This window comes from Streptomyces sp. NPDC127100 (assembly GCF_042724095.1).
GTDB lineage: Bacteria > Actinomycetota > Actinomycetes > Streptomycetales > Streptomycetaceae > Streptomyces.
Map to the genome: position 1 here is coordinate 69,131 of NZ_JBHXFL010000035.1, position 6,829 is coordinate 75,959.

Sequence of the window (6,829 nt, forward strand, 5' to 3'; positions counted from 1 at the left end):
CCGGGAACGCGGTGGCAGCGGCAACGAGCAGCGTCAGGAGCGCCGGCGTGAACGGCAAGCACATGCAGATCGGCGAGGTGGCCACCCGCACCGAACTCTCCCTGCGCACCATCCGGCACTACGAGGAGACCGGCCTCGTGGTCCCCTCGGCCCGTTCCCGGGGCGGATTCCGCCTCTACACCGAGTCGGACGTCTCCCGCCTGATGGTGATCCGCCGGATGAAGCCGCTCGGCTTCACCCTGGACGAGATGCGCGAGCTGCTGGCGGCCACCGACCGGCTCGACGCCGGCGACGCCCCGGCCGCCGAACGCGAAGAACTCCTCCGCCGGGTGCGCCGCTTCGAGGAGGCGGCCCGGCAGCGAGTGGCGGACCTGAGGACGAAGCTGGCGCGGGCGGAGGAGTTCGCGGCCACGCTGAAGGAGCGGCTGGAGACCTGACGGCCACCGCTCACTGGGTGCTGAGCATGCCCTCCCGCAGGCGGGTCAGCAGGCGCGAGATCAGCCGGGACACGTGCATCTGCGAGACGCCGAGGCGCTCGCCGATCTCCTTCTGGGTGAGCTCCTCCACGAACCGCCAGTGGATGATCTGCCGGTCGCGTTCGTCCAGCTCCGCGATCATCGGGGCCAGGGCGTGGAAGTCGTCGACGAGCGCGAGCGCGGCGTCGTCGGCGCCGATGAAGTCCGCGAGGACCGACTCGCCGTCCTCGCTGCCGCCGATGGCCGCGTCCAGTGACGACGAGTTGTAGCCGTTGGCCGCCAGGCGGGCCTCGACGACCTCGTCCTCCGGCAGGCTCATCAGCTCGGAGAGTTCCTTGGTGGTGGGGTTGCGGCCCAGCCGGCTGCGCAGCTCCTCGGTCGCCCGGGCCAGCTGCACGCGGGCCTCCTGCAGACGCCGCGGCACGTGCACCGCCCAGGACGTGTCGCGGAAGAACCGCTTGATCTCGCCCACGATGTACGGCACCGCGAACGACGTGAACTCGACCTCACGCGTCAGCTCGAACCGGTCGATGGCCTTGATCAGACCGATCATGCCGACCTGGACGATGTCCTCCATCTCCTCCGGGCCCCGGCTGCGGAACCGGCCGGCCGCGAAGCGGACCAGGGACATGTTCATCTCGATCAGCGTGTTGCGCGCGTACTGGTACTCGGGAGTGCCCTCCTCGAGGACCGCCAGCTGGTCGAAGAAGAGCTTCGACAACTCCCGCGCGTCCTTGGGCGCCACCTTGGACGGGTCCGCGATCTCCGGCATGCCGGAGATGTGCTGCACGGTCGTCCGCACGGTCGTCGTCGTCATGATGTCCCTCCCTGTCTGTCGGCCCTGTCGCTGTCCATTATCGGCCGACGAGACTGCGCTTACCCCGGCCCACGACTCGCACACCTACGCGTTTACGCGAGTGGCCCACCGAGATGGAAACGGACCGCCGTGCCGTCCTCCGCCGTGTGCGTCCGCACCAGGTCGGAGACGTAGTGGACGAGCAGCAGGCCGCGGCCGCCGATCTGGCCCCGCTCCGGCGGCCGGCGGCCGGCGAGCGGATCGGTGAGCCGTCCGGCGTCGCGGACCTCGCACACCGTCTGCCCCGCCTCGGCCCAGACGGCGAGCGTCCCGCGGCCGCCGCCGTGCACCACGCTGTTGGTGGTCAGTTCGGCCACGGCCAGCTCCAGATCCGGCAGCCGCCGCTCGGGCAGACCCAGCGACCTGGCACGCGCCACGGCGAAGCGGCGCGCGTCGGGGAGCTCCTCGGCCCCGAACGCGAAGGAGGCGGCGTCCGGCGGGGCCGTCAGCGGCTCGTCGTAGCGGGCGACGACCGCGGGCCAGTCGTAGGACCCGCTGGCCGCCTCACGGCCGTCGGCGATGACCGTCGGATGCGTGCGCCTGGCGTCGGCCAGGACGTCCGCGTGCAGCCGGGACTCGTCGTAGGGGCACAGGATGGTCGCCGGGCGGCCGGTGAAGGCCGCGTTGATCAGCGCCTCGTGCTGGGCGCACGCCGGGTACTCCGCCGCGCTGCGCCCGGCCCAGACCGGCTCGCCGATGATGCGGACCCGCGCCCCGGCGTGCTCGTCGGCGAACGCCCTGAGGACCCCGGGGATGATCCGCCCCGGATTGCGGCCGGCCTCCGTCATGTCCAGGAACACGACGTCCCGCGCCTCCGTGCCCAGGCCCGCCCTGATCAGCTCCAGGTTCGGGGCCGGGACGGCCACCGCCACCGGTTCGCCCGCCTCCAGCCCCTGCCGTACGAACGACACCGAGCAGTCGGTGTACTCCCGCTCCGAGCGGTAGAAGAGCGCCGGGTGCGCGAACACCTCGTCCGAGGCCGGCGTGGTCACCGTGTTCATCGGGCGGCCACCTCGATCCCGGTCAGCGACGGCCAGAACAGCTCCAGCACGCGCGGCAGCTGCGGCGGGGGCTGTTCCACCACGACCCGGCCGCCGGGCAGGTTCATGGCCGTGACGGCGAGCGCCGCGACTCCGGCCACGTCGACGAACCGCACGCCCGAAAGCTCCAGGTAGGACACGTCCGCGTGCCGCCGGGACAGCTCGGCGAGCGCCCTCTCCCAGGACGGGCGGGTGATCACGTCGATCTCCCCGCGGGCACGGATGCCGGGACGTCCGGACAGCGGTCCCACCTCCAGCACGGCACTGTCCCGCGACTCGGCGGGACGGTCCCCGTCGTGTGTGCCCTCCACACTCGATCTCCTTCGGAAAACCGCCGGATCCGTGTCGTCGCTCCCGCTCGGTACGGGCCCGGGACCTCTCTTCGACCAGGCAGCCTAGCGCGACCGCGCACCTTTCCCGGGCCACCGCCCGGCCGGACGCGGCCGGACTCGACCCACCCGCGAGCCGATCGCTACGCCGGAGTGGGGACAAACCATGCGACTCGGGCGGGAAGCGGGGAAGGAGACAGAGGAGCGCGTCCTGGGAAGGGAAGACGAGTCATGTTCGAGGCTGACAACATCCGCGACTGGCGTGGCCGCGACGTCGTCGACACCGACGGCCACCGGATCGGGAGTCTGGAGTCCATCTACGTCGACACCGCCACCGACCGGCCCGCGTTCGCCGCGGTCACCATCGGTCTCCCGACCCGCCGCCGACTGGTGTTCGTCCCGCTGGAGAAGGCCACCGTCGGACCCGACTACCTGAAGGTGATCTACGACAAGGGCCTGGTCAAGGCGGCCCCCGCGATCGATCCGGACGGTGAACTCGTGGCCGAGGCGGAGGGCGCGGTCTTCGCCCACTACGACCTGCCCTACGAGCAGGGCAGCCGCGGCGAACGCCGGCTCGCCCGGCGCTGAGCCGTCCGCACAGCCCGTCGGAGGGGAGACGACCGTGAGCCTGTTCCTGCTGCTGTTGCTGGTGGCGCTCGTCCTGGGAGTGATCGGGGTGGCCGCCCAGGGGCTGTTCTACCTGCTCGTCATCGGCATCGCCGTCCTGATCGCCGACCTGGTCCTGGTCGGGGTGCGTCTCGGACGCCGGGGACGGCCCATGCGCTGAGGCTCCGGGGCCCGGCCGCGTCACCCCGCGGCCGGGCCTCCCGGCACGTCACCGTCAGCTCTGCCCCTGGGTGAGCTGCGAACCCCGCTCGGCGCCCTCCGCCTCGGACTCCGCGCTGCCCGTCGCCAGGGTGCCCCCTGCGGTCTCCAGGTGGGCCCGCACGAACCACTGGAACTGCTCCAGGTCCCGCAGCTGCCCGATCAGCAGGTCCTCCGTGGCGGGGTCGATGTCACCGGCCTCCTTGACCGCGGCGCGCACGCCCTCGATCACGCCGGTGTACACCACGTCGAGCGCGCCCAGATGGGCGATGGCGTCCGCCCGGCCGATGGAGTAGTCGTCCCAGGCCCGCTCTGCCACCAGGGCTCCCGGCGTCCCCTGCGCCACCCCGCCGAGCGCGGCGATGCGCTCCGCGACGTCGTCCGCCATCTCGCGCACCTGGTCGACCTGCGGGTCGATCATCTCGTGCACGGCGATGAAGTGCGGGCCCACGACGTTCCAGTGGACGTGCTTGAGCGTGAGATGCAGGTCGTTGAGAGCGTGCAGGCGCAGGCGCAGCACGCCGATGAGCCGTCCGGCGGCCTCACGCTCGATGCCGGGGACCGTGTACTTCGGGGTCAGGTCGTGCGTCATGGCGGGCTTCAACTCCTGATCTGTCGTGTACGGCGTTGCACCTGCACGAATGCCCCGCTTCGGCGTCGGCAGACATAACCGGACGTCTCCCTTCCCGGACCGCGGGGCAGCCGGTCAGGACGGTGGTGCCGGCAGGGGCGTCGCGGCGAGCGCACGGGCGGCGTGGACGAGGTTGGACGCCATGGCGCGGCCCGTGGAGGTCGACCAGTCGTGACCGCGTTCGTCGTCCAGGTAGTCGGGCCCGGGCCCGGGTCCGAGGTGCCAGTAGGTCCAGGCCTGGCCGGGGACGGTGTAGCCGATGTCGCAGAGCGCGCCGCCGATCTCGCTGATGACGTGGTGGGCGCCGTCCTCGTTGCCGGTGACGAGGACTCCGGCGACACGGTTGTAGGCGACGGGGCGCTCCTCGTCGTCGGTCTCGCCGAGCATCGCGTCCATGCGTTCGAGGACGCGCTGGGCGACCGAGGACGGACGGCCGAGCCACGTCGGCGACGCGATGATCAGGATCTGCGACGCCAGCAGCTTCTCGTGCACCTTCGGCCAGTCGTCGCCGTCGCCCATGTCGGTGAGCACGCCCGGCTTCAGCCTCAGGTCCACGGCCCGTACGACGTCCACCTCGACGCCGTGTCCCTTCAGGGACGCGATGACCGTGGCGGCCAGCGCCTCGGTGTTGGACGGCTGTGGCGACGGCTTGAGGGTGCAGTTGACGACGAGTGCGCGCATGTGTCCCACCCTTCCCCCGGAGGCGGGGCAGGCCGACGGATCGGGCCCGCCTTCACCCGCCTGCCCCAGCCCGCGGGCAGCGCCGCGCCGCCCGCCTCAGCTGCCGCCGCCCGGTGGCTGGGGGCGGACGGTGAGTATCTGCTGGGCGTGTCCGACCGGCCCGGTCAGGTCGTGCAGGACGGTGCTGGTGATGCCCTGGCCGGTGGGGCCGAACACGACCGTGGTGTCCAGCCCCGTCCAGCGGCCCTCGGGCCGGCGGTGGAGGTGGAGGGTGAGGTCGACGTTGGGGAACATCCAGGCGGCCGGTGACTCCCGCGCGGCGATGCCGTTGGCCGTGTCGACGAGCGCGACGTAGGACGCGAGCGGGCTCACGGTCCGCCCGGCGACCAGGTCGAGGCCGGTGGAGATCCAGGCCGTCGCGCGGCCCGGCCGCGGGGGCCCCTGCGGCCGGACGTCCAGCGAGGCGACGTACCCGCCGGGCCACGCGGAGCTCATCGGCCAGGACTCGAGCGTGTGCGGCGGGGCGAGCGGCGCGGCGCCGCCGCCGGCCACCGCGGTGGTGTCCCCGGCGCCGAGGAGCCAGGCGCGGGCCCGCACGACGGGGCGTCCGGCGATGCGGACGACGGCCTCGACGAGTTCGATGGTGCGGCCGGGGCGCAGCGTCTCCACCCGGATCTCGCACTCGTCGAGGGCGAGCCGGCCCAGGATGTCGAAACTGATCCGGGACAGGAGCGCACCGGTGGCGGGCCGCGCGGCCAGATGGCGCTCGACGGCGTGCACGACGAGACCGCCGAGCGGGCTGAAGTGCTGTTCGTCGGGGTCCCACGCGCCGCCCGCGTGACCGGTGGGCTTGTAGCGGTGCTCGTCGATGGGCTCGAAGTAACTGCCGGTGCTCAAGAGGGCTCACCTTCCGGGCTGACGGTGCGGCGGGTCGGCGCGGACGGGCCGCCCGCGTGGCCGGCGACGCCCGCGGCCGGATCCCCTCCCACCGGGCCACGACGGTACTTGCCGGGGCCACGCACCTGTCCGGGGGGTGTCGCACCGGAGCGCGCGACGGGGCGGGACGACCGGTGAGCGGGTCGTCGCGCCGGTGCCGTTCCCGCGCGTGCCGGCCCGGCCGGCCGCGCTCGACGGCCCGCGAGCGCTTCGGCGCGCGAAGGGCGCACGTCCACCGCGCATGAGCCCTGTACGCGCCCCTGTGGTGCTGCGGAGAATACGGCAGGACCGTGCTCACGCGGCGGGGGTGCCCGCCGTCCGACCGCCGACTTCCCGGGAAAGCAGGTCGATCGCCGTGCTGTTGCGTCTGCCCACGTCCGTGACCGAGGCACAGGAGTGCATGGCCGACGGGGCGGTGCCCGTCGGCGGGGCGACGCTCGTGTGGGCCACGTGGCAGCGGGACGGCTTCCCGGACCGGGCCGTGTCGCTGCGCCACGTCCCGGAGGCGACCGTGGTCCGGCCCGGGACGCTGGGCGGTGCCGTGGTGCTGAACCGTATCGACGACCGCGTGCCGGAGGTGCTGCGCCGGGCGGCCGGCTCCATCGGCACCGGGGCCGTGCGCCGGACGGCCACGGTCGGGGGCAACCTCGTGGGGAGCAGCCTGCGCTGTCTGCTGCCGGCGGCCCTCGTCCTGGACGCGGACGCCACCGTACTGGGCCCGGACGGTGTCTACGGGACCGACCTGAACGAGGTGCTGGCCAAGCGTCACTTGCTGCTGGCCCTGCACTGGCGCACCCCCGCGGCCAGCGGCTACCACAAGGAGTCCGCCGAAGCCGGCGGTCCGCCGCCCCTGGTCGTCGCCACCGCCGTGCACGCCGGCGCCGACGGGCTCCGGCTGCGGGTGGCGGTTCGCGACGGTTACGAGGTGCTCAGCGAGACGGCCCCGTGCGACGAGGGGGCCGACCAGGTACTCGGCGCCCTGGAGCGGACGGACGTCGCCGCGCTTCCCGCGCGTGCGCGCGAGGTGGTGCGCCGGCAGGTGGCCGGCGTGCTGG

The 6,829-nt window shown here is 73.2% G+C and carries 10 protein-coding genes; 4 read left to right on the plus strand and 6 right to left on the minus strand.

Annotation, left to right across the window (positions count from 1 at the left end; translation table 11 throughout):
• Positions 1-47: 47 nt before the first annotated feature.
• Positions 48-437 (plus strand): MerR family transcriptional regulator, encoded by a 390-nt coding sequence (locus ACFWJB_RS26580; protein ID WP_386925288.1) that lies wholly within the window; start codon positions 48-50, stop codon positions 435-437.
• A gap of 10 nt (positions 438-447) precedes the next feature.
• Here ACFWJB_RS26580 and ACFWJB_RS26585 read toward each other — a convergent pair whose 3' ends face one another.
• The 3 genes from ACFWJB_RS26585 to ACFWJB_RS26595 all read right to left on the minus strand — a co-directional run bounded on the left by ACFWJB_RS26585 (position 448) and on the right by ACFWJB_RS26595 (position 2,683).
• Positions 448-1,293, minus strand: coding sequence for an RNA polymerase sigma factor SigF (locus ACFWJB_RS26585; protein ID WP_385465030.1), 846 nt, complete (start codon positions 1,291-1,293; stop codon positions 448-450).
• A 92-nt stretch (positions 1,294-1,385) separates the two neighbouring features.
• Positions 1,386-2,333, minus strand: coding sequence for an anti-sigma factor RsbA family regulatory protein (locus tag ACFWJB_RS26590; protein WP_386925290.1), 948 nt, complete (start codon positions 2,331-2,333; stop codon positions 1,386-1,388).
• Entirely contained in the window at positions 2,330-2,683 is a 354-nt protein-coding gene (locus tag ACFWJB_RS26595; RefSeq protein WP_385465024.1) for an STAS domain-containing protein, read from the minus strand. Before ACFWJB_RS26595 ends, ACFWJB_RS26590 begins: the two co-directional genes overlap by 4 nt.
• Positions 2,684-2,932: 249 nt before the next feature.
• Here ACFWJB_RS26595 and ACFWJB_RS26600 point away from each other — a divergent pair, with 249 nt between their 5' ends.
• Together ACFWJB_RS26600 and ACFWJB_RS26605 are read left to right on the plus strand one after the other, a co-directional pair.
• Entirely contained in the window at positions 2,933-3,289 is a 357-nt protein-coding gene (locus ACFWJB_RS26600) for a PRC-barrel domain-containing protein (RefSeq protein WP_385465021.1), read from the plus strand.
• A 34-nt stretch (positions 3,290-3,323) separates the two neighbouring features.
• Positions 3,324-3,488: a hypothetical protein gene (locus ACFWJB_RS26605; protein WP_385465018.1), complete on the plus strand. Its 165-nt coding sequence runs from the start codon at positions 3,324-3,326 to the stop codon at positions 3,486-3,488.
• 54 nt (positions 3,489-3,542) lie between these two features.
• Here the strand turns inward: ACFWJB_RS26605 and ACFWJB_RS26610 are convergent, their stop codons facing one another.
• The 3 genes from ACFWJB_RS26610 to ACFWJB_RS26620 all read right to left on the minus strand — a co-directional run bounded on the left by ACFWJB_RS26610 (position 3,543) and on the right by ACFWJB_RS26620 (position 5,735).
• Entirely contained in the window at positions 3,543-4,118 is a 576-nt protein-coding gene (locus ACFWJB_RS26610) for a Dps family protein (RefSeq protein ID WP_385465015.1), read from the minus strand.
• Between the two features lie 114 nt (positions 4,119-4,232).
• Positions 4,233-4,838 carry a flavodoxin family protein gene (locus tag ACFWJB_RS26615; protein ID WP_386925293.1) on the minus strand — a complete coding sequence of 202 codons (606 nt, stop codon included), beginning with the start codon at positions 4,836-4,838 and terminating at the stop codon, positions 4,233-4,235.
• 96 nt (positions 4,839-4,934) lie between these two features.
• The gene (locus ACFWJB_RS26620; RefSeq protein WP_386925295.1) at positions 4,935-5,735 is read right to left on the minus strand and encodes a thioesterase family protein; all 801 of its coding nucleotides are present in this window, start codon (positions 5,733-5,735) and stop codon (positions 4,935-4,937) included.
• A 394-nt stretch (positions 5,736-6,129) separates the two neighbouring features.
• Between ACFWJB_RS26620 and ACFWJB_RS26625 the strand changes: the two genes are divergently transcribed.
• The coding region (locus ACFWJB_RS26625) for an FAD binding domain-containing protein (protein ID WP_386925297.1) at positions 6,130-6,829 on the plus strand (700 nt) is incomplete at its 3' end.

Bases quoted from the DNA above. Each gene is read 5' to 3' on its own strand.
- ACFWJB_RS26600 (WP_385465021.1), top strand. From the start codon at position 2,933: ATGTTCGAGGCTGACAACATCCGCGACTGGCGTGGCCGCGACGTCGTC.
- ACFWJB_RS26615 (WP_386925293.1), bottom strand. From the start codon at position 4,838: ATGCGCGCACTCGTCGTCAACTGCACCCTCAAGCCGTCGCCACAGCCG.
- ACFWJB_RS26590 (WP_386925290.1), bottom strand. From the start codon at position 2,333: ATGAACACGGTGACCACGCCGGCCTCGGACGAGGTGTTCGCGCACCCG.
- ACFWJB_RS26610 (WP_385465015.1), bottom strand. From the start codon at position 4,118: ATGACGCACGACCTGACCCCGAAGTACACGGTCCCCGGCATCGAGCGT.
- ACFWJB_RS26585 (WP_385465030.1), bottom strand. From the start codon at position 1,293: ATGACGACGACGACCGTGCGGACGACCGTGCAGCACATCTCCGGCATG.